This is a genomic window from Pseudovibrio sp. JE062 (assembly GCF_000156235.1).
Taxonomy (GTDB): domain Bacteria; phylum Pseudomonadota; class Alphaproteobacteria; order Rhizobiales; family Stappiaceae; genus Pseudovibrio.
Genome location: NZ_DS996810.1, coordinates 317,082 through 337,305, shown reverse-complemented (window position 1 = coordinate 337,305; position 20,224 = coordinate 317,082). Strand labels below are relative to the sequence as shown.

Sequence of the window (20,224 nt, the reverse complement as noted above, 5' to 3'; positions counted from 1 at the left end):
GCTAGCCAATCTCATATCCTATTGGCTTTAATCATGTTTATCGCGCACTTGCCTGCGGGCTACCTGCTTGGAAAAGCAGCTACGAGACAGCTGAACCTGAAGTCCCGGCAACTCGTTCTTTGGACCTCAATCGGTAGCATTCTTCCTGATGCTGACATGCTCTATTTCTACCTTATAGACAATCAGAGCACCCATCACAGACACTACTTTTCTCATTGGCCAATAACCTGGCTCATGCTCCTTGCGCTATCAGCTATTCTGTTGTCGAGAAAGTCTCGCTTGGGCGTTGCCTTGTTTGGAGTCAGTATTGGCGGTTTGCTGCACATGGTTTTAGATAGTGTCGCAGCACCTGTCTTCTGGCTTGCGCCATTCTCCAAACTCCAGGTCGAATTCATAGAAATCCCAGCTATCTACGAGAATTACATCTGGAGCTTCGTCCTGCACTGGACATTTGCAATTGAAATCCTCATTTGCTCAATAGCTATTGGTGTATTCTTGAAAAGCAGAAGATCGCCACATCAGACACCGATATAAAGGATTGCACAATGATCGACGGAACCAAGCTCTTTTTTCAGCTGCTCCGTATCGCGTTAGGCTTCTCATTGGCAATCATCGCAGCCGGTCTGTTCTTGTCCTGGGGCTTCTTCAGAACCCTCAGTGTTCATGGTGGGCCTGAGGCAGATATCATTCAGCTCATCGCGATCACATGGAGCACGATTATCTCCGCAAGCGTGATTGGAGCTCTGTCACTCATCCCAAGTGGCTTCGCTATCGGCTTTGCGGAGCTGATGAAATGGCGAGGCGTCATCTACCACGTTTCCGCAGGTGGCCTCATCGCCCTCGTCCTCTGGGGCATCGGCGGCGCACTACCCGCTGACTTGTTCTACGCCTCAAACGAAGCAGGCAGCATCATTGCCTACTCTGCACCCGGAACCCCAACACCACCAACCGAAGGCCTCCGCCCCGGCTCATCCGTTGCAGCCTCCGCAGGCTTCATCGCCGGTTTCATCTACTGGCTCATCGCCGGCAAAGCATCCGGCAGCTGGTGGATTAGCAAGCGATCTTCAAACGAAGATCCGAGATAAAGCCCTAAGAAAAAGCCGAGGCACTGACCTCGGCTTTTCTTTTGCTATTCTGCACGATCTTTCAGCAATCGCAGGGCGTTGGTCACCACGATCAGCGTAGCCCCCACATCCCCCAGGATCGCTGCCCAGAGGCTGGCGAAGCCGAGGGCGGTCAGGATCACCAGCAGGCCTTTCACGACAAACGCAAAAGCGATGTTCTGGTGGATGATCTGAAGCGTCCGCTTTGAATGATGGATGAGCCACGGCAGACAGGAGAGGTCATCTTTCATCAACGCAATGTCTGCGGTCTCAATCGCAGCATCTGAGCCAATCGCTCCCATTGCCACGCCGAAGCTCGCCCGGGCCATCGCTGGTGCATCGTTCACACCATCACCGATCATTGCCACAGTCTCATATTCATGAGAGAGCTGCTCAACAGCGGCAACCTTATCTTCCGGCAGCAACTCAGCACGCACCTCGTCGATCCCAACAGAAGCCGCAACCCGCTCCGCCGTTGCCTTGTTATCACCCGTCAGCATCACCAACTTCTCAACACCAGCATTGTGCAGCTGAGAAACCAGCTCTTCTGCCGTGTCGCGAACGGTATCGGCCAGTGCGATCAGGCCACATACGTGGGCATCGGTGCCAACCGCGACAACCGTCTTGCCTTCAGCTTCCAGCTCACGAGCCTTGGCATCTGCTTCGCCAATATCAAAGTCCTTTTCATTCAAGAACCGGCGAGATCCGAGCCAATAGCTCTTGCCGTTACGCTGACCGGAAAGGCCACGCCCCGGCAGCAACTCAACGTTTTCAGCAGGCTGATACGCGACGCCATCTTCCTTCGCACGTGTTAGGATCGCTTCTGCAAGAGGGTGAGAACTGCGAGCTTCCAGAGAAGCCGCACGTACAAGAAGCTCTTCCACGCTATGGCCGGACAGCGGGTAAACATCTGTCACTGTTGGCAGACCATTGGTGATGGTCCCGGTCTTGTCAAAAGCCAGCGCTTTCAAGCGAGCAGGCAGTTCAAGGAACACACCGCCTTTGATCAGCACGCCATTGCGAGCGGCAGAGGTTAAACCAGCAACAATGGAGACAGGCGTGGAGATCACCAGCGCACAGGGGCAGGCAATGACCAGCAGAACCAACGCGCGATAGAACCAGTCCATCCAGGCCGCACCAAACAGCAGTGGCGGGATAACAGCCAGCAACACAGCCAGAACCATCACAGCTGGCGTATAAACACGAGCAAACTTCTCAACCCACTGCTCAGCAGCAGCGCGACGTGCCTGCGCTTCGCTCACCATACGGATGATACGGGCCAGCATGGTGTCATCAGCGCCCTTGGTCGCCTCTACCTCAAAGCTGCCTTCACCATTGATGGTACCGGCATAAACATCATCACCGGCCTCTTTCATCACGGGGACGCTTTCACCCGTAATCGGAGCCTGATCGACACTGCCAACACCTTTGCGCACCACGCCATCCAGCGGAATGCGATCACCACCGCGCACAACAAACACTGCACCCGGCTTCACGCTGTTGGCAGCAACTTCCTCTTCGCCGCCATCGGGCTTGAGCAAGCGCACGACAGTTGGTGCAATATCCATAAGCGCGGCCACAGCCTTGCGAGCGCGCCCAACACTCCAGCTTTCCAGATAAAGCGAAAGAGAAAACAGGAAGGCAACCGTCGCCCCTTCAAACCACTCTCCGATGCCAATCGCGCCAGCAACCGCCACCAGCATCAGCAGGTTCATGTCAGGTCGCAAAGTCCTCAGTGCATACCAGCCCTTTGGAGCGACCAGCCGCAGACCAGCAACAATGGCCAGCATGTACAGCACTTCAACCGGCCCAGAAGGAACGGAGTCAAAGACGCTGAACACATCTGTGGAACTGGTGCTTGAGAAGAACAGCGTTGCCTGAACAATAATGGCAGCCGCCCAGAACAAGCCGCTGGCAATGGTAAAAGTGCCCAACCGCCGATGCTGTTTTGCACGTGCATCAGCCGCTTCCTGCTCAATGAACAGAGCAGCTTTCATCCCCGTGCTATCAACCGCCTTCATAATCTGCTCGTCGGTGACATCACGGGCGACAGGAGAAACGATCATCTTCCCGTTCAGCACATCAAACGCTAGGTATTCAGGATCGCCAACAACGGGGCCAACCACACGGCGAAGAATACCCATCTCCTCCGCACAGCACAGTCCTTCAACGCGGAACGAACGCGCACCTTTCCAGTTGGTTACATCGGGGATAGCAACTTCATTTTCGCTGGCACAGCCACATCCGGTATGAGCGTGAACATGCATGTGCTTGTGCTCGTGGGCAGAACCACAGCACTCATCTGCAGAAGTCTCAGACTTAGAAGAACAGCAAGAGCTCTCTTTCTCTTGCGCATCATCTTTTCCAGAACAACAGGAACTCTCTGCCTTTTGAGGCTGCTCAGCCTTATTGGAGCAGCAGCTTTTTGTAGCGTGATCCTGTGGCTCTTCTGGAGAGATGTTTTGGCTTCGATCTTCCGCGTTGGACATGATCTGCTCCATGCAATTTTGTCATTGCAAGAGAAGATAAGACCTCTAGTCGCTGTAGCTTCAAGGGTAAAAATGCAATTTCTATGAATTTTCTTTTCGAAGACACGATCGGTTTTGATCAAGCCGAATAGCTAAGGCTTCAGATCTCATGGCTTTCCATGTTTTGTCTGAACGCTCTGCAGCATGCGTTCCAGCATCGGAAGCAGCATCTTCTGCTCTTCCTCAGTCAGATCAGCCAGCAAAACCCCATTCACATGCCTATACATATCAATGAGATGAGAAAGCCCCTGCCCTTTTTCCGTCAGATGGATTTTCACAGAGCGCTTATCATCTTCAACCGCTGACCGTCGCACCAGTTCTTTGCTTTCCATCCGATCGAGTAAACGCGAAAGCGCGGCAGTTTTCTTGCCAGAGTAATCAGAGAGCTCCGAAACACTCAGTCCATCATGACGCCATAGCGCAGAAAGCACCACCCATTGTGCCAGAGAAAGGTCATGAGGACGCAGATAATCTTCAGCCAAACTACAAGCCGCCTCAGACAAGGTGTTCAGCAGTCTACCCATGGACGGCAGGTATGAAATCGTCACGGTCATCGAATTCCTGAAATTATTGCTTCTATTATATTATTGACATCTAATTTACATGTAAACTAAAATCAGATCATTCCTATTGCCAAAGGTAATTCTAATGTCTTCGCCACAAAAATATAGTCGCCCGACAATCATCCTGCACTGGCTGTTTGCCGCCACCATCATTGCTGTCTTCATTCTGGGCAAAGTCCTTGAAGGAACAGCCGTCTCGCCTGAAAAGCTCAATATCTTCATGGCACACGCAGGCCTTGGAGCTCTTACAGGGCTGTTTCTGATCTACCGCATCGTGCTGCTCATCAAACACGCACGGCCAAAACCAGATCCAGATTGGGGTGTTGTGATGATCAGCCTGTCAAAGCTGGTTCACCTGCTGCTCTACCTCGCCCCGCTGGCCCTCGTCATCTCAGGCATGGGCATGTCGCTGTTTGCAGGTCTGATGGAACTGGCAATCGCTGGTGACTGGCAGGCATGGCCGGAGAACATCACAATTCCACCAGCTGCACTTCATGGCTTCGCAGCGCCTGTTCTGCTCGCCTCATTCGCACTGCACGTGATCGCAGCGCTCTATCATCAGTTTGTGCTGAAGGATAATCTGGTCGCCAGAATGAAGACGGCTTAAGCAGATCACAGCGTATCGCCGAAAAGTGGGAACCGGTTTTCGGATAAAGATACGCAAAGTCAAAGCCTAAAGCAGTCCATGTGTTTCAACAAAACCAAGGACTGCTTTAAGGCATCTACAGCTTGTAGATGCCTTCCTTATCAGCGCAGGTTTCCAGCGCTTCAGCTGCAGTACGTCCATCCAGCAAAGGTGCTTCCGGCCAGATCTCGGTCAGCGGTATAAGCACGAACGCACGCTCGCCCATGCGGGGATGCGGAACCTGAAGCCCCTCTTCCTCAACGCTTGCGTGATCATAGATCAGCAGGTCGATATCAATTGTCCGCGGCCCCCAGCGCACATCACGCACTCGGCCAAGCTGCTTCTCAACATCCAGACCTGCATTCAGCAAGTCGCGCGGAGACAAAACCGTCTCCACCGTAATGCAACAGTTGCGGTAGTCATCCTGTGGCACAGGCCCCCATGGCGGAGTGCGATAGTCGGATGACTTCTTTAAAACAGATATTCCCTCGACAGCATTCAATGCGGCCACTGCACCGTCGATATTCGCTTTGGTATCGCCAAGATTTGAGCCCAAACCAAGTGCTGCAACAATCTTTTCTTGTGTCATTATTGGCGGCTGCCTAGTTCTTTCATTGCTTGGAAGATCCGCACAGCATCAGCATGCGGCTTCACATCGTGCACTCGCAGAATTTGCGCTCCGTGTTGTAGCGAAAGCGTGTGGACTGCAAGCGATCCAGCCATACGCTCTGGCGCTTCATTATTCAACACATATCCAATCATACGTTTGCGAGATGCTCCCGCAAGGATTGGCCGGTTAAACTTACGAAGCTCAGAAAGCCGGTTCAGGATCTGATAGTTCTGCTGAAGGGTTTTGCCAAAGCCAAAGCCCGGATCGAGGATCTGATGCTCTTCCGGAATGCCAGCATCTGTGGCCAGCTTGAGTGACTTTTCAAAAAAGCGCTCAATGTCAGCCATGATATCCAGCTGCTCATCAACCTCGATGCGGTTATGCATCATGATGACAGGCACACCGGCATCCGCCACGACACCAGCCATGTCAGGGTCTTTCTGCAAACCCCAAACATCATTGACGATGTGCGCACCAGCCTTGCAAGCCGCTGCTGCAACCTTGGCCTTATAGGTATCGATGGAAATCAGAACCGGCAGCTCTTTGATGAGATCCAGCACCGGCAGAACCCGCTCCAGCTCATCCAGCTCCTCAACCACAGTCGCGCCGGGCCGCGTGCTTTCGCCGCCAACATCGATGATATCCGCCCCTTCGGCGATCATCTCAATCGCATGCGCAAGCGCTGCAGCGGGCGCATCAAACTGCCCACCATCAGAAAAGCTATCCGGGGTCACGTTCAAGATGCCCATGACAAGCGGCCGCTGAGAGCTTTCCAGCACTCGATGATCAAACTCTGCCATAAGGGTCCCTCCCACTTTCTGGTCCCTCATAGCCTCCCACTGCGTACGTTTCCAGCAAAAATCGAGAGATCCGAGAACAGTTCACCATCCTCAGACCAATCGTTAGTCAGCAAAAGCAAAGAGTGATCGGTCCCCCACCACTCAGCTCAGTGCTCTTTACAGGACTTCCCGCCCGTAATAGGTGATCACCGGCGCATCCTGCATGAAGGAGAGCAACTGGCTCATGACGCCATTTTCTGAGATGAACTGAATGTAGGCTTGGTGATGCTCTTGAGATAGCCATTCTTCAAAGAGCATCAAATCCTGCTGCTCAGCATTATAAAAAACTCCAACACTCAGAGCGCCGGCAAACCCGCGTACATTGGGAAGGTTGGCCTGCAGAAATTGCTGCAGCTCCGCATAGCGTGCCTCTTTAACCTTCATTTGCAATGTAACAGTGATAGACATGTTTTTCTCCTTTAAAAACAAGGAGAAATTATCCATTCATCTCATTCGCCTATACGCCCAAAACACCAAAAATGCCGTTTTCAGCTCACGAATTATCCAGCAAAACTATCTTGGTAAGTCAGCCGCGCCTGCTTCGGCGTCTCATCATATCGCCCTTTGAAGGCTTTGATGAAATGAGAGGTGCTCGCAAAGCCAATCTGCATCGCAATCTCTGTCACGCTAAGCTTACCCTCAAAAACAAGCTCCCGCGCCTTTTCTAAACGAGTATCCAACAGCCACTTGCTCGGCGTCACACCATTGAGCCGCTTGAAGTCTCGGTTAAAGCTGGAAACTGAACGTCCCGATAGCTTGGCAAAGTCTTTCACTGAAAGATTGTAGGCGTTCCCGTTCCGCATCAGATGCTTGATGTTGCGACGTTTCCCGGCAGCGCTTGCCCCGACCAAAAAACTGAGCAACCGTTGCTCATGCCCCAGCAAATCCACCAGATACAGCAGTTCAAGCAGCTTCATGCGCACCAGATCCGAAGGTGCCTTATTGAGATCTTTATAGATAGATTTCAGGCCAGCCACGTATTCGCTTATGGAAGCATTAGCCTCAACTTTGAACGGCTGGTGCGCTGCTGCCTTATCACCTTCGGCAACGCGCTTGCGCCTCAGGAACTCTGAAATAACAGCAGTATCAAAGAAAAAGAGGACAGCCTCCAAAGGCCCGTCTTCATTGGTGAAGTCCGAAATCATATGAAGATCGCGGCCCATGAAGAGCATCTCACCATCATGCAAAATGAACTCATCATGTTCAGCTGAAGAAAAACTCTCCCGCCCTGAGATCACGAAAGCCAGGCAAGGTGTGCTCGTAAAGAACTCGATATCCCGCATGTCCTCGCGGATAAACTTATGAAAAACAGAGGCCTTCCCGTCCGACATGATCAAACGCGCATCGGCCATATCATGAAGCGATTCCGGAATGAGCAAAGTGTTGGCCGAGCAATATTCGGCAATCAGCTGGTTCATAATCATCTCATAAATTCAACCCGTTACGAACTGACAGGCTCTTCCACGCCTCGTTTCTTAACCGGCAAAATCAGCAAGAACAACGCAATGAACGCCATCCCCGGCATAACAACGCCAAGCGCAGTCACAGGATCAGGCACCACAACAGCCGTGACAAGGCTGCCAAAGAACCCGCCCGCCATCTGTATGAAACCCATCAGAGCGGAAGCAGCACCCGCAATCTCAGGAAACGGCTCCATCCCCCGCATGGAAAGCGCAGGCATCGCCATGGACGCCCCAAAAGCAAACACCCCGATTGGGATCATGATGCTCAGAAAGCTCAGATACTCAAGCTGAGTGACAACAAACAACGCCAGACCACCCAATCCGCAACAGATCAAGGCAGGCGCAAGCAGCGCTTCTGTGCTGAACCGCCGAAGCAATAGCCGTGTCACCACTCCGCCCATGAAGAATGAGCCAGACTGCAACACCATCCCCATGCCAAACTGCAAAGGCGTCAGGCCAATCCGCTCAATCAAAACAAACGGCAGCACCGTGGAGAGCGTATAAATCACCCCGATCGTGAACCCGAGGATTAGCGAGGGCTGCATAAACTCAAAAGAGCGCAGCAGCCTCCAATAAGACGCAAGGATCTGCTTCGGCCGAATAAGGCGGGCATCCCGATAGGCGTTCGTCTCCGGCAAAATAGTCAGCGTCAGCAACAGGATGAAACCGGCATACGCCACCATCAAAACAAAGATTGCCTGCCACCCAAACGCACTCAGCGTCAAAGCGCCGATGGTGGGCGAGATCGCTGGCCCGATGCCCAACATCACCGCCAGCAGGTTCATAATCCGCGCCCCAGCCTCACCGGAAAACTGATCCCGAACAATCGCCCGTGCCACAGCAATCCCGCTGGATGCACCAATCCCCTGAATCAACCGCCCCAGCAACAGCATCTCAATGTTAGGAGCCAACCAGGCGAGAAGACTGCCCAGCAGATAGCAACTGAAGAACCCGAGAATAATAGGCCGACGCCCAAACGCATCCGAGAGCGGCCCGCAGAGCAATTGAGCGAGCGTAAAGCCAGCGAAGTAAACCGTGAGTGTGAGCTTGGCGACGGCTTCCGTTGTTCCAAACACCTCAGCCAGCGTTGGCAAGGCAGGCGTGTAAAGCGCCATGGAAAGCGGACCGATTGTAACCAGCAATGCCCCGAAAACCGCAGTCCGTCCTGCAGAGAGCTGCAGCTCTGTGGGTGTACCCGTTGCCTTTTTCATTCCCGAACCCCAAGGCAAGGCACGTTGCTAACCCGAATGCGCTTCACCAGTTTTCTTGAAAATCACGTGTTGAGCGGCAACTCTAGGGAAATTGCTTAGAACGCACAACGAAAAACAGGTGCCCGATCATCCACCGGACACCTGTTCAAAATCAAAGAGCCATGACGCCAAGCCTTAGCCCACAACGCGAAACTTCGCTGCTTCCTGCGTTGGAGAGCTGCCGAAGAAGCGCTTGAACTCACGGCTGAACTGAGACGGGCTTGCATAGCCAACCCGGTAAGCAGCCTGACTGGCACTCATGTTCTGGCTCAGCATCATGGAGCGTGCCTTATGCAGGCGGATCGACTTCACATACTGCAGCGGAGACAGGCCAGTTGCGCCCTTAAAGCCGGCATGGAAAGCAGAAATGCTCATGCATGCCATCTTCGCCATTTGGTCCACGCTCAGATTTGTTGAGAAATCTTCGTGCAACACTTGAAGAACTCGCGCAATGCCCTGGGACTTCTCACTGTTCTGGAAAAGCACACGCAGGCTCGCACCGTACTCGGACTTGAGCACGTGATACAAAAACTCTCGATAATATCCATCAGCGAGAATTTTCGTTTGTTCTTCGCTATTTAGCGTCTGCATCAGACGACATACGGAAAACAACGCTTCTTCAGAAAGGTGCGCTGGACGACCAAGCATTTCGCCATACTCAAACTCGAGTGGCTCTTGCTCAATCAGCAGCATCAGTTCTGCCAATACGTTGATATCAATCGCTAAATTGACCGCGTAGAGAGGTTTCTCCGGCGAAGCTTCGACGATCTCGATCTCAAGTGGAATCGGAGACACAAGTGCCGCATAGCTCTGCTGGGAATAAAGGAAACTCTGGCTACCCAAATGGCCTCTGACCAGACCCTGAAAAACGATACGAATGCTTGGTGAATACATAACAGCGCGAGGCTTTGTCGCGGTTGTCATGCGAATCACTTCTACACATTCATGTCTGGTTGCACTCACGCCCTCGCTTGGGGCGAGAGGGGCAAACCATTCTTCTAACCACTGTTGGGTTGCAAATTGCATTGGTTTTCCAACAACTTTTGGGATTACGCGCACAGGGGGTATTCTATTGTCTTATAATCACCCACCACGAATAAGTTGGTGTAAATATTGGGGATTGCAATACCCAATATTGCGATATTGAATGGTATTAGATTGCCATATTCCTTTTTGTAGTCAAGCGACTGTCTACTGATGGTCCCGACCCATAATTTATTAGTTAGCCGAAGGTCTAAATTAAAGGAGCACTGCTTGCTTTTACCTGAACTGTCTAACCTTGAACAACAGAAACAGGAGCTTCAAGCAAGCTTTCGCGAACGTGGATACGCATTTCACCACCAAATTGACACGCCCGGACGGATCTGGAGAAATCTGTTTGCGGAGGCAGAAGAGATTTTCGTCGCCCTGACACCTGGCATGTCTATAGGGATCAATGGTCAGTTTATCAATTTAGAGCCCTTCGAAGAATTCTATATTCCTGCAGGCAAGAGCTTCGATATCGTAGGCCGTTGCCCGGATGAGTGCCAATGGATGCACGCGTATGACCTTGCTGAGATCGATGTGCGCTCAAGATTGGTGAGAAAATCCGGCCTGCTTTCTATCGACGATTACAACTTCCTCAATGAAGAGTAAGTGATCTGGCACACTTTTGCGCCGAAAGCCGCAATAAACCTCATTTTTTGATGCCTCGGTGAGAACTTGTCAGCTTATCGGAAGCTGAATTGCGTTCTTTTTCCGGCAAAATCTATCGAACCAGCCAATCTGACCTAGAAAAAAGCGTGCTCGACTAAATACTTAGCAGTTTTTTGGCGAGATGGTTTGAAATGACACAAAAATAGGATAGAAGAGCGCATCTTTCATTAGAGAAAAACCAGATTGAAGGAATGGCGTGGATCGGGCACCTCATGATCCTCCCACACGCCGCGACTTCCTATGGCCAGACGGAGCCTCCATGAAACTTCGCAATATTGCGATCATCGCCCACGTTGACCACGGCAAGACAACCCTGATCGACGTCCTGTTGAAGCAGTCCGGCGTCTTCCGCGACAACCAGCGCACCGAAGAACGCATGATGGACTCCAACGATATCGAGCGTGAGCGCGGCATCACCATTCTGGCGAAGAACACTTCGCTTGTATGGAAAGACACCCGCATCAACATCGTTGACACCCCAGGCCACGCCGACTTCGGCGGTGAAGTTGAGCGTATCCTTCACATGGTTGACGGTGTTGTCCTGCTCGTTGACGCAGCTGAAGGCCCAATGCCGCAGACCAAGTTCGTACTTGGTAAAGCACTGAAGCTTGGCCTCAAGCCAATCGTCGCGATCAACAAGATCGACAAGCCTGAGCAGCGTGCTGACGAAGTGCTGGACGAAGTGTTCGACCTCTTCGCATCTCTGGATGCAAACGAAGAGCAGCTCGACTTCCCAGTCGTCTACGGTTCTGCAAAGCAGGAATGGATGTCACTTGAACCAGCAGGTCCTCAGGACTCCATGGCTCCACTGTTCGATATGATCCTCGACAAAGTGTCCGAGCCACAGGCTGAAGAAGGTGAATTCCGCCTCCTGGCAACCACCATCGAATCCGATCCGTTCCTCGGTCGCATCCTCACAGGCCGCATCGCTTCCGGCGTTGCGAAACCAAACATGGCTGTTAAAGCCCTGTCCCGTGATGGCAAGCTGATCGAAACCGGTCGTATTTCCAAGGTTCTCGCATTCCGTGGCCTTGAGCGTCAGGCAATTGACGAAGGTGAAGCAGGCGACATCGTTTCCGTAGCAGGCCTCACAAAGGCAACTGTTGCTGACACCATTGTTGACCCGCAGGTCACTGAGCCAATTCAGGCACAGCCAATCGATCCGCCAACCCTGTCCATGATGTTCCGCGTGAACGATGGTCCTCTGGCTGGCACCGAAGGCTCCAAGGTTCAGTCCCGCGTTATCCGCGAGCGTCTGCTGAAGGAAGCTGAAGGTAACGTTGCACTGCGCGTTGAAGAAACCGACGAACCAGATGCATTCATCGTTTCTGGCCGCGGCGAACTTCTGCTCGCGATCCTGATCGAAAACATGCGCCGTGAAGGCTTCGAGCTTTGCGTTGGTCGTCCGCGCGTTGTTTATCAGGAAGACGAAGCAGGCAACCGCCTTGAGCCAATCGAAGAAGTTATCATCGACGTTGATGACGAGTTCTCCGGTGCTGTTGTTCAGAAGCTGACCGAGCGCAAAGCAGAACTGCTTGAAATGCGTCCGTCCGGCGGTGGTCGTACACGTCTCGTGTTCAACGCACCAACCCGTGGCCTCATCGGTTATCAGGCAGAACTGATGTCTGACACCCGTGGTTCAGCAATCTTCAACCGCGTATTCCACGAATACGCACCGTACAAAGGTCAGATCCAGGGTCGCCACACCGGCGTTCTGCTGTCCAACGGTCAGGGCGAAGCAGTTGCATACGCACTGTTCAACCTGGAAGATCGCGGTCCAATGATGATCGATCCGGGCACCAAGGTGTATCAGGGCATGATCGTAGGTGAGCACACCCGCGGCAACGACCTTGAAGTGAACGTTCTGAAGGGCAAGCAGCTCACCAACATCCGTTCTGCTGGTAAGGACGATGCGGTTAAGCTGACCACCCCAATGAAGCTGAGCCTTGAAGGCGCGCTCTCTTACATCTCAGAGGATGAGCTGGTGGAAGTTACTCCAGAATCCATCCGTCTGCGTAAAGCGCTGCTCTGCCCGCATGAGCGCAAACGCGCTGAGCGTGCTGCAAAAGCAAGCTAATCAGCTCACACTTAGAATTCCAAAGGGAGGGCCTAGGCTCTCCCTTTTTGTTGAGCTTCAAAGGCTCACTCAGCTGGCTCAACAGCTTTGGCAGCCGGATCTCCCTCACCGCTCTGCAACCCGTCTTCCTGCGCCTTCAAACGCTCCTGTTTTCGCTTCCAGTTCGCTTTTGCCTTCTTCGTAGTCATGCGAGACCCATCCGGTGTCCAGCCCGGCGTGCGGAACATGTAGCCATAAACATCTTTCAATGAGCGCGCGGTCTTCAGGTCCTTCACCATCGCAATCCATTCGTGAAACGCAACGATTAGCAGGTTGTTGGTTTCAAGGTTCTTGCCGATCCCATATCGCGGCGGGTCTTCAGCAACTTCCGGGCTGAACGTGCCAAACATCCGGTCCCAGATGATCAACGTCCCTGCGTAATTAGAGTCCAAATATCGCGGGTTCGTTGCATGATGCACGCGGTGATGGCTAGGCGTGTTGAAGATCCATTCCAACGGCCCCATGCGATCCACCAGTTCCGTATGAATCCAGAACTGATAAAGCAGGTTCCACGCTGCAACGAAGAAGATCATCTCCGGCGGAAACCCAAACAACGCAATCGGCAGGCCAAAGATGAAGGTAAGCGCGATGGTCCCCGTCCATGTCTGCCGTAAAGCAGTCGAGAGATTGTAACGCTGCGAAGAATGGTGGTTCACGTGGCTCGCCCAGAACCAGCGATACTCATGCCCAAACCGGTGCTGCCAATAATAGGCGAGATCATAAAGCACAAAGCAGATCAGGATCGTCCACCAGTTGACCGGCACGTTTTCGATAAGGCGATGACTATAAACCCAGCTATGCGCCGCATAAGAAACAGCCGCTCCAAACACGATCTTTACGACAAGGCTCCCAATCCCCATCGCCAGACTGAAAAACGTGTCTTTGACGTCATACCCATCAATGCCGCGCAGCTTCAAAGCCACGCCTTCGGCAATCATCAGAATAATAAAAAACGGCACCGCATACGAAATCGGATCAAAAAACTCCATTGAGATGGCCCTCCCCAACCAAACTCAATTGCCCGCAGCACTCCCAACACACACGAGCAACTTACCTTAACGGTAACATACTCCTGTATGTGTCATCAAACCCCGGCTAACGATCCCATAAAACGCCCAGAACACGCCCTTTGCAGCCCCTCTTCAAAAAACTTATTCCCCTCGCTCAAAACCTCCTTAAGCTTGTCCATGTGCCCACGCATTCGGGCAGGAGTGGACCGTCCGCTCCGTGGCGTGGGCGGGGTTGGGCTACCGGCATGAGGTAACGTATCGTGTCGGGAGGTCCGGTGAAGCGCCATACCCTATTGAGACCACAGTGGTAGTAGGGAGCTTGGGGTCGTTCCGGAGGGCGTCCGGTGGTGATAGGAAACTGTCAAAGGCATGGAAGCGCATCTGTGATGCGCAAACGTGCCTGTCGCGTCTGTCCGAGAGGGAGCCCGCGTGTTCATGAGAAAAGGCCCGGGCGAGGCGAACAGCCAATGCCGAAGAAACATTTCTAACAAGTAGCGCAGGCAGAGCCTGTTCGCCTTGCTCCACCCGTTCACACGGGAACCTTTAGCGCCAACACCGCATGGAAAACCACGCGGTGCTAAAACTACTTGGTGTCGCTCACTGGCTCTTCAGGATAGCTCTGGAAGCCATCTGCATTTTGCGTCACAGGCACAATCACCCCACAGGCAATCCGTCCACCTGCATCACCCGTTGGCTGACTGTGATAGTCATCAGGGTCCGCATGCACAATCAGCGCCCTACCCGGCCCGCCAATCAGGCTGTCCGGATCATCAGGCGCAAGGTCGAGCCTCTCCGTAAAGTACTCCACCACCAGCTTCCCGTTCTCCGGCACATGCAAGTTCGGCAAATCACCCGCATGCGGTCCACCGGCAACGCCAACGCCATGTTCATTTCCTTCTGGCGCAAAGTGTCCGCCAGCAGCTGAGAAGGTTGGCTCACAAAGACCGGTCTCATGCACATGGAAGCCATGCACCCCAGTAGGAAGCTCATCAAACGAAGCAGTGATATGAAGAAGGCCGCTCGGTGTTTCATTCAAAACCACCCGGCCAACCTGCTTGCCATCTACGTCTTTCATAACAGCAACAGCAGTGGGACCAGCGGGAACCTGATCCTCTTTCGAAGCCATCGCAGCAAAACTTGCAACAGCAAAACCAGCAGCAACAACGGCTGCCAATCCATTCAGTTTCATCAGATGAAAACTCCTGAAAGCGCTTTATTCACGCTCAGAGTATTCAGCACAGGGGCCACCTCAAAATCACTCTTGAAACCTCGGTAAACCAACACCGCCTGCCCTGATGAGAAGTTGATTGGTCTTGGTTACAACTCCAAAAGAAAACCCGGATCAGAAGCACTCCGACCCGGGTTGAATTCTCATCGATCTGGCAAAGTTTACTCTGCTGGCTCGCCCTGCTCGTTCTCACGGCCAAAGTTCGGCGCCGCAGATTCCTGACCAGCTTCAACAAGCTGATGGCGAATGCCTTTGGTGCGGGTGAACAGCTTGAACAGCGCATCCCCGTCACTCCAGCGGATCGCACGTTGCAACGCAGATAAGTCTTCGGAGAAGCGGGAAAGCATCTCCAGAATGGCCTCTTTGTTGTTCAGGCAAACATCACGCCACATGGTCGGATCAGAAGATGCCAGACGGGTGAAGTCACGGAAACCAGAAGCGGAGTACTTGATCACCTCAGACTTGGTCACAGTCTCCAGATCATCTGCCGTTCCAACAATGTTGTACGCGATGATGTGCGGAAGGTGAGACACAACAGCCAGCACCAGATCATGGTGCTCAGCATCCATTGTCTCAACCTGAGAGCCACACGCTTCCCAGAACGCAGTCAGGCGCTCAGTAGCACCCTGATCAGAGTTCGGCACAGGCGTCAGAATGCACCAGCGGTTCTCAAAGAGAGAGGCAAAGCCCGCATCAGGACCGGAGTATTCGGTACCTGCAATCGGGTGGCCCGGAACAAAATGCACACTGTCTGGCAGATGCGGCTGCATCGCAGAAATAACGGAGGCCTTAACAGAACCCACATCCGTCACGATCGCACCATCAGCCAGATGCGGCGCAATGGTTTTAGCAACGGCTCCACATGCACCAACCGGCACACAAACGATGACAAGGTCTGCCCCTTTTACGGCTTCTGCTGCGTCCAGATAATATCGGTCCCCAAGCTTCAACTCTTCCGCACGCTTCAGAGTAACTTCTGAGCGCGTGGATACAACAATTTCACCCGCCAGCTTTTCGCGGCGCATGACATGCGAAAGAGAGGAGCCGATCAGACCGATACCAATCAGTGCGACCCGGCCAAACAAGGGTTCAGACATGGAGACCTTCTATTAGAACTACTTCAGAAATTCAGTGAGAGCAGCAACAACATCCTTGTTCGCTTCCTCACTGCCGATTGACATGCGTAGCGCATTATCAAATCCATAGGCTTTCACTTGCCGCAACACACACCCGCGTTCCAGCAGGAAGGCATCAGCATCGACAGCCCGTTTGCCCTGTTCTTCAGGGAAATGGATCAAAATGAAATTGCCGACACTTGGCGTTACGTCAAGACCTAGTTTGGTCAGTTCGTTAACTACCCACGGCAACCATTCGTTATTGTGGCTAACTGCCTGCTCAATGAAAGCCTGGTCCCGCACAGCAGCAGCACCAGCTGCAATCGCAGCAGCATTCATGTTGAAAGGACCACGAATACGGTTCAGTGCATCAATAATGTGCTCAGGACCATATGCCCAGCCAACACGTAGCGCTGGCAAACCGTAAGCCTTGGAGAACGTCCGTGTCATCACCACGTTCTCGGAGTTTGCAACCAGCTCAATACCGGACTGGTAATCGTTACGACGAACATACTCAGCATACGCTGCATCAAGAACCAGAATGCAGTCCTTTGGCAGTCCGGCATGCAAGCGCTTCACTTCGTCAAACGGAATGTAAGTGCCCGTCGGGTTGTTCGGGTTCGCCACAAAGACCATTTTGGTCTTCTCAGTCACGCGCTCCAAAATAGCGTCCACATCAGTGGTCAGGTCTTTTTCTGGCGCAATAACAGGCGTTGCACCCGCAGCGTGGATCGCAATCTTATAAACAAGGAAGCCATGCGTGGTATAAATAGCTTCATCACCTTCGCCCAGATAAGCATAGGCCAGCAGGCTCAGCACTTCATCAGAACCACAGCCGCAAATGATGTGATCTGGGTTCAGGCCATAGACCTCACCAATCGCAGTGCGCAGCTCGCCGGCACTGCCATCAGGGTAATACTGAAGCTCAGAGATGGTGCGATACGCTTCCAATGCTTTCGGGCTCGCACCTAAAGGAGATTCATTGGAGGAGAGCTTATGCAGTTTATGCCCACCGTTTGCCTTCGCCTTACCGGGTACATACGGATCAATCGCCAACACACCAGCACGAGGGACAGGGCGTACTACCTGCTCTTCCATCAACTCATTCCTTCATTCAAAAAACACGCAATTTAACGGACTGCGTCTGCTTCACTATCAAATTCATCATCTAGGTCAAGCGGCGCGGGGTATCCACCGACATATCTAAGTTTATCCGGCGTCGCCTCAGCAGTTTCAAAGAAAGTCGCCAGCTCTTGCTCGGATATATTCCCCGGAACAGCTAATAGCGCATCTACGCCCTCAAAACTGCGATAAAAACTCAACACTTCTATACCTTTGTGCATCAATGAGCCCGGTATAGCCCCGGTCCAACGCACATCGTAAACGCAGATATCCGGCTTCTCCGTTTCAGCGGTCTGCGCAGCAACAACAACAGCTGGCAAATCTGCCGGACGATCCTGAACCACCAGAAACGGGAGCCGCGCAATAATCGATGGACCGCTTGAACCGTCCTCACGCAATCCCAGACCACGCCACCAGGGCGTTTCCGCACGCTCATCCAGCGCAATTACGCCAAGATCGACCTGTGAATAATCAACCTCAGCAAGCACAGCAGAAGGATCGATCTCGCGCCGCTGCTCAACCGCATATCCAAAATAGAACCGCGCCAGCTCACTCATGGCGACTCGATCTGCACTTCCATCAAGATGAACACGATAAGTTGTCTGGGCTTTGGTCAGCGAAGAGATTATCTCACGCCAGATATGTTCCAATGACATAATTGGCAGAACACCCCGGTGGTTCTCAACCAGCCGCCGCATAATGTCTGCTTCACGAGACGGACGAAAAACAGCATGCATAGAACCTTGTTCAGCTTTTGCCGCAACAATATGCTCAATCAGATCCGCCCGTTCCATGAGCAGGGCATGGAGTTTGTCATCAACTTCATCCAGTTTATCGCGGACTTGAGACAAGCTCATTTTAGTATCCGTAACTGATGAAGACCCAGACATTGCACTAACCCACTCGAATTATTGAACAGAACCTATGTAAATTCATAGGAAACAACGCGGATGAAAGCAAAAGAAAACGTTGACACACTGCCAATAGACACCTAGCAAAAACTCTCTTGCAATCCCTTAGAGGAACACCCAATTCGCTTTCACGTACCTTGGAAGAAAACATGACTGAGACTGCCAGCGCACAGCCGGAGAAAACTCCGATTACCTCGCCCTCAACACAAGCCAGTGTTGCAGCGGAGCAGATGGATATGCCTGCCAGCAAGCTCATGCGATTTGGACCTGAAAACCCTCTTCGGCTGGATGAAGGCACAGAACTTGCGCCTTGGCAGATCGCCTACGAAACGTATGGCGAGCTCAATGAAGACAAAACCAACGCCATCCTCGTCTGCCACGCTCTCACCGGCGACCAGTACGTTGCCTCCGAAAACCCGGTAACAGGCAAGCCCGGCTGGTGGTCTATGATGGTTGGTCCGGGCCAACCAGTAGACACCGACAAGTACTTCGTCATTTGCGCGAACGTGCTCGGAGGCTGCCTCGGCACCACAGGCCCTGCATGTACCAATCCGGAAACTGATGAAGTCTACGGGCTGGACCTTCCCGTCGTCACAATCGGTGACATGGTGCGCTCTCAGGCAAAACTGGTTGAAGCACTCGGCATTGAAACCCTGTTTGCAGTGGTCGGCGGCTCCATGGGTGGCATGCAGGTGCTACAATGGGCGTCCGCTTATCCGGAAAAGGTGTTCGCAGCTGTTCCAATTGCAACTGGCCCACGCCATTCCAGTCAGAACATCGCTTTCCACGAAGTCGGTCGTCAGGCTGTGATGGCAGATCCGGACTGGTGCCACGGTCAGTACGCCAAAGAAGGCAAACGTCCTTTGAAGGGCCTGTCCGTTGCCCGCATGGCAGCGCACATCACCTACATGTCTGACGAAAGCCTGCACAACAAGTTTGGCCGCAATCTGCAAGACCGCTCTGCCATCACCTTTGGCTTTGATGCGGACTTCCAGATCGAGAGCTATCTGCGTCACCAAGGTATGACTTTCGTGGACCGCTTCGATGCAAACTCATACCTCTATGTGACCCGCGCGATGGACTACTTCGATCTAGCAGCAGCACATGGCGGCAAGCTGGCCAATGCATTCTTGCACAGCGACACCCGTTTCTGCGTCATGTCCTTCACCACCGACTGGCTTTTCCCAACCTCGGAAAGCAAGGATATTGTACGCGCCCTCAACGCAGCCGGAGCAAACGTCTCCTTCGTCGAGATCGAGAGTTCTCGCGGACACGATGCATTCCTTCTTGATGAACCTGAATTGTTCAAAACAATGCGTGGCTTCCTGACTGGAGCTGCCAAAGCCAGAGGCATCCCTGCCCCCGGCAATGGTGATTGACCGAAGTCTTGAACAACCAGCTTCATCAGAAAGCAGATCTATTATGACAAAACTTGATTTGAGCGATGTGCGCGGCGACCACCGAATTCTCTGCGATTTTGTAGCACCGGGCTCTCGCGTACTGGATATCGGCTGCGGTACAGGAGAGCTGTTGGAACTCCTGATCGACACCCGCGGCGTCGATGGACGAGGCTTCGACACCTCGCAAAAGGGCGTGAACCAAGCAGTAGCACGCGGCCTTTCAGTTGTTCAGGGCGATGCAGACAACGACCTTGCAGCCTACCCGGACGACGCGTTTGATTATGCGATCCTGAGCCACACGCTACAGGCCACCATGGATCCGAAACAGGTTCTTGAACAGCTTCTGCGTATCGGCAAGAAAGTCGTCGTATCGTTCCCGAACTTCGGCCACTGGCGCAACCGTATGCAGTTGCTCTTCAAAGGCAGAATGCCGGTGACCGACTACCTACCGTATCAGTGGTACGACACCCCAAACATCCACTTCTGCACCATCCGAGACTTCGTGGCACTTTCAGAAGAAGTCCACGCAAAAGTCATCAAGGCAGAGGCACTGGACGCTAGAGGCAAGCGAATAGCCTTCAACGCGCCATGGTGGGTCTGGAACCTGATCGGCGATCAGGCTGTCTTCCTGCTTGAACGGAAATAA

The 20,224-nt window shown here is 52.9% G+C and carries 20 protein-coding genes; 7 read left to right on the top strand and 13 right to left on the bottom strand.

The window, feature by feature from the left end:
• Positions 1-33 precede the first annotated feature (33 nt).
• Both PJE062_RS16315 and PJE062_RS16310 read left to right on the top strand, forming a co-directional pair.
• The gene (locus PJE062_RS16315) at positions 34-534 is read left to right on the top strand and encodes a metal-dependent hydrolase (RefSeq protein WP_037037402.1); all 501 of its coding nucleotides are present in this window, start codon (positions 34-36) and stop codon (positions 532-534) included.
• Positions 535-545: 11 nt separating this feature from the next.
• Positions 546-1,085 carry a hypothetical protein gene (locus tag PJE062_RS16310; protein WP_008550163.1) on the top strand — a complete coding sequence of 180 codons (540 nt, stop codon included), beginning with the start codon at positions 546-548 and terminating at the stop codon, positions 1,083-1,085.
• A 44-nt stretch (positions 1,086-1,129) separates the two neighbouring features.
• Here PJE062_RS16310 and PJE062_RS16305 read toward each other — a convergent pair whose 3' ends face one another.
• Positions 1,130-3,592 (bottom strand): cation-translocating P-type ATPase, encoded by a 2,463-nt coding sequence (locus PJE062_RS16305; protein ID WP_208982350.1) that lies wholly within the window; start codon positions 3,590-3,592, stop codon positions 1,130-1,132.
• A 146-nt stretch (positions 3,593-3,738) separates the two neighbouring features.
• Entirely contained in the window at positions 3,739-4,185 is a 447-nt protein-coding gene (locus PJE062_RS16300; protein ID WP_008550726.1) for a MarR family winged helix-turn-helix transcriptional regulator, read from the bottom strand.
• A 94-nt stretch (positions 4,186-4,279) separates the two neighbouring features.
• Here PJE062_RS16300 and PJE062_RS16295 point away from each other — a divergent pair, with 94 nt between their 5' ends.
• Positions 4,280-4,801: a cytochrome b gene (locus PJE062_RS16295; RefSeq protein WP_008550669.1), complete on the top strand. Its 522-nt coding sequence runs from the start codon at positions 4,280-4,282 to the stop codon at positions 4,799-4,801.
• A 115-nt stretch (positions 4,802-4,916) separates the two neighbouring features.
• On the opposite strand, the gene folK is transcribed toward PJE062_RS16295, so the two are convergent.
• The 6 genes from folK to PJE062_RS16265 form a co-directional block, all read right to left on the bottom strand.
• Positions 4,917-5,408, bottom strand: a complete 492-nt coding sequence (gene folK / locus PJE062_RS16290) for a 2-amino-4-hydroxy-6-hydroxymethyldihydropteridine diphosphokinase (RefSeq protein ID WP_008550687.1) — start codon at positions 5,406-5,408, stop codon at positions 4,917-4,919.
• Complete coding sequence (gene folP, locus PJE062_RS16285; RefSeq protein WP_008550501.1) at positions 5,408-6,229, bottom strand: dihydropteroate synthase; 822 nt, start codon at positions 6,227-6,229, stop codon at positions 5,408-5,410. Before folP ends, folK begins: the two co-directional genes overlap by 1 nt.
• A gap of 156 nt (positions 6,230-6,385) precedes the next feature.
• On the bottom strand, positions 6,386-6,712 hold the full coding sequence (locus PJE062_RS16280) for a putative quinol monooxygenase (protein WP_208982348.1): 327 nt from the start codon (positions 6,710-6,712) through the stop codon (positions 6,386-6,388).
• 56 nt (positions 6,713-6,768) lie between these two features.
• Positions 6,769-7,686 carry a helix-turn-helix transcriptional regulator gene (locus tag PJE062_RS16275; RefSeq protein WP_208982347.1) on the bottom strand — a complete coding sequence of 306 codons (918 nt, stop codon included), beginning with the start codon at positions 7,684-7,686 and terminating at the stop codon, positions 6,769-6,771.
• A 23-nt stretch (positions 7,687-7,709) separates the two neighbouring features.
• Complete coding sequence (locus PJE062_RS16270) at positions 7,710-8,942, bottom strand: multidrug effflux MFS transporter (protein WP_008550489.1); 1,233 nt, start codon at positions 8,940-8,942, stop codon at positions 7,710-7,712.
• A gap of 174 nt (positions 8,943-9,116) precedes the next feature.
• Positions 9,117-9,944 (bottom strand): AraC family transcriptional regulator N-terminal domain-containing protein, encoded by an 828-nt coding sequence (locus PJE062_RS16265; protein WP_371256337.1) that lies wholly within the window; start codon positions 9,942-9,944, stop codon positions 9,117-9,119.
• A gap of 291 nt (positions 9,945-10,235) precedes the next feature.
• Between PJE062_RS16265 and PJE062_RS16260 the strand changes: the two genes are divergently transcribed.
• Together PJE062_RS16260 and typA are read left to right on the top strand one after the other, a co-directional pair.
• Positions 10,236-10,616 carry a hypothetical protein gene (locus PJE062_RS16260; protein WP_008550598.1) on the top strand — a complete coding sequence of 127 codons (381 nt, stop codon included), beginning with the start codon at positions 10,236-10,238 and terminating at the stop codon, positions 10,614-10,616.
• A 319-nt stretch (positions 10,617-10,935) separates the two neighbouring features.
• Entirely contained in the window at positions 10,936-12,753 is a 1,818-nt protein-coding gene (gene typA, locus PJE062_RS16255) for a translational GTPase TypA (protein WP_008550498.1), read from the top strand.
• Positions 12,754-12,818: 65 nt separating this feature from the next.
• On the opposite strand, the gene PJE062_RS16250 is transcribed toward typA, so the two are convergent.
• From PJE062_RS16250 to PJE062_RS16230, 5 genes are all read right to left on the bottom strand, one after another.
• Positions 12,819-13,781, bottom strand: coding sequence for a sterol desaturase family protein (locus PJE062_RS16250; protein WP_008550134.1), 963 nt, complete (start codon positions 13,779-13,781; stop codon positions 12,819-12,821).
• 604 nt (positions 13,782-14,385) lie between these two features.
• Complete coding sequence (locus PJE062_RS16245; protein WP_008550681.1) at positions 14,386-14,991, bottom strand: superoxide dismutase family protein; 606 nt, start codon at positions 14,989-14,991, stop codon at positions 14,386-14,388.
• A gap of 200 nt (positions 14,992-15,191) precedes the next feature.
• Complete coding sequence (locus PJE062_RS16240) at positions 15,192-16,127, bottom strand: prephenate/arogenate dehydrogenase family protein (protein ID WP_008550117.1); 936 nt, start codon at positions 16,125-16,127, stop codon at positions 15,192-15,194.
• An 18-nt stretch (positions 16,128-16,145) separates the two neighbouring features.
• Positions 16,146-17,243 (bottom strand): histidinol-phosphate transaminase, encoded by a 1,098-nt coding sequence (gene hisC, locus PJE062_RS16235; protein ID WP_008550351.1) that lies wholly within the window; start codon positions 17,241-17,243, stop codon positions 16,146-16,148.
• 32 nt (positions 17,244-17,275) lie between these two features.
• Positions 17,276-18,124, bottom strand: a complete 849-nt coding sequence (locus tag PJE062_RS16230) for a chorismate mutase (protein WP_008550578.1) — start codon at positions 18,122-18,124, stop codon at positions 17,276-17,278.
• A 191-nt stretch (positions 18,125-18,315) separates the two neighbouring features.
• On the opposite strand from PJE062_RS16230, the gene PJE062_RS16225 reads away from it, so the two are divergent.
• Together PJE062_RS16225 and metW are read left to right on the top strand one after the other, a co-directional pair.
• A complete protein-coding gene (locus PJE062_RS16225; RefSeq protein WP_008550115.1) occupies positions 18,316-19,557 on the top strand; it encodes a homoserine O-acetyltransferase in 1,242 nt (413 codons plus the stop codon).
• Between the two features lie 43 nt (positions 19,558-19,600).
• Complete coding sequence (metW, locus tag PJE062_RS16220; protein WP_008550705.1) at positions 19,601-20,224, top strand: methionine biosynthesis protein MetW; 624 nt, start codon at positions 19,601-19,603, stop codon at positions 20,222-20,224.

Bases quoted from the DNA above. Each gene is read 5' to 3' on its own strand.
- PJE062_RS16230 (WP_008550578.1), bottom strand. From the start codon at position 18,124: ATGAGCTTGTCTCAAGTCCGCGATAAACTGGATGAAGTTGATGACAAA.
- folP (WP_008550501.1), bottom strand. From the start codon at position 6,229: ATGGCAGAGTTTGATCATCGAGTGCTGGAAAGCTCTCAGCGGCCGCTT.
- PJE062_RS16300 (WP_008550726.1), bottom strand. From the start codon at position 4,185: ATGACCGTGACGATTTCATACCTGCCGTCCATGGGTAGACTGCTGAAC.
- PJE062_RS16315 (WP_037037402.1), top strand. From the start codon at position 34: ATGTTTATCGCGCACTTGCCTGCGGGCTACCTGCTTGGAAAAGCAGCT.
- hisC (WP_008550351.1), bottom strand. From the start codon at position 17,243: ATGGAAGAGCAGGTAGTACGCCCTGTCCCTCGTGCTGGTGTGTTGGCG.
- PJE062_RS16310 (WP_008550163.1), top strand. From the start codon at position 546: ATGATCGACGGAACCAAGCTCTTTTTTCAGCTGCTCCGTATCGCGTTA.
- metW (WP_008550705.1), top strand. From the start codon at position 19,601: ATGACAAAACTTGATTTGAGCGATGTGCGCGGCGACCACCGAATTCTC.
- PJE062_RS16240 (WP_008550117.1), bottom strand. From the start codon at position 16,127: ATGTCTGAACCCTTGTTTGGCCGGGTCGCACTGATTGGTATCGGTCTG.
- PJE062_RS16245 (WP_008550681.1), bottom strand. From the start codon at position 14,991: ATGAAACTGAATGGATTGGCAGCCGTTGTTGCTGCTGGTTTTGCTGTT.
- PJE062_RS16275 (WP_208982347.1), bottom strand. From the start codon at position 7,686: ATGAACCAGCTGATTGCCGAATATTGCTCGGCCAACACTTTGCTCATT.
- PJE062_RS16280 (WP_208982348.1), bottom strand. From the start codon at position 6,712: ATGGATAATTTCTCCTTGTTTTTAAAGGAGAAAAACATGTCTATCACT.
- PJE062_RS16270 (WP_008550489.1), bottom strand. From the start codon at position 8,942: ATGAAAAAGGCAACGGGTACACCCACAGAGCTGCAGCTCTCTGCAGGA.
- folK (WP_008550687.1), bottom strand. From the start codon at position 5,408: ATGACACAAGAAAAGATTGTTGCAGCACTTGGTTTGGGCTCAAATCTT.
- PJE062_RS16295 (WP_008550669.1), top strand. From the start codon at position 4,280: ATGTCTTCGCCACAAAAATATAGTCGCCCGACAATCATCCTGCACTGG.
- PJE062_RS16305 (WP_208982350.1), bottom strand. From the start codon at position 3,592: ATGTCCAACGCGGAAGATCGAAGCCAAAACATCTCTCCAGAAGAGCCA.
- typA (WP_008550498.1), top strand. From the start codon at position 10,936: ATGAAACTTCGCAATATTGCGATCATCGCCCACGTTGACCACGGCAAG.
- PJE062_RS16250 (WP_008550134.1), bottom strand. From the start codon at position 13,781: ATGGAGTTTTTTGATCCGATTTCGTATGCGGTGCCGTTTTTTATTATT.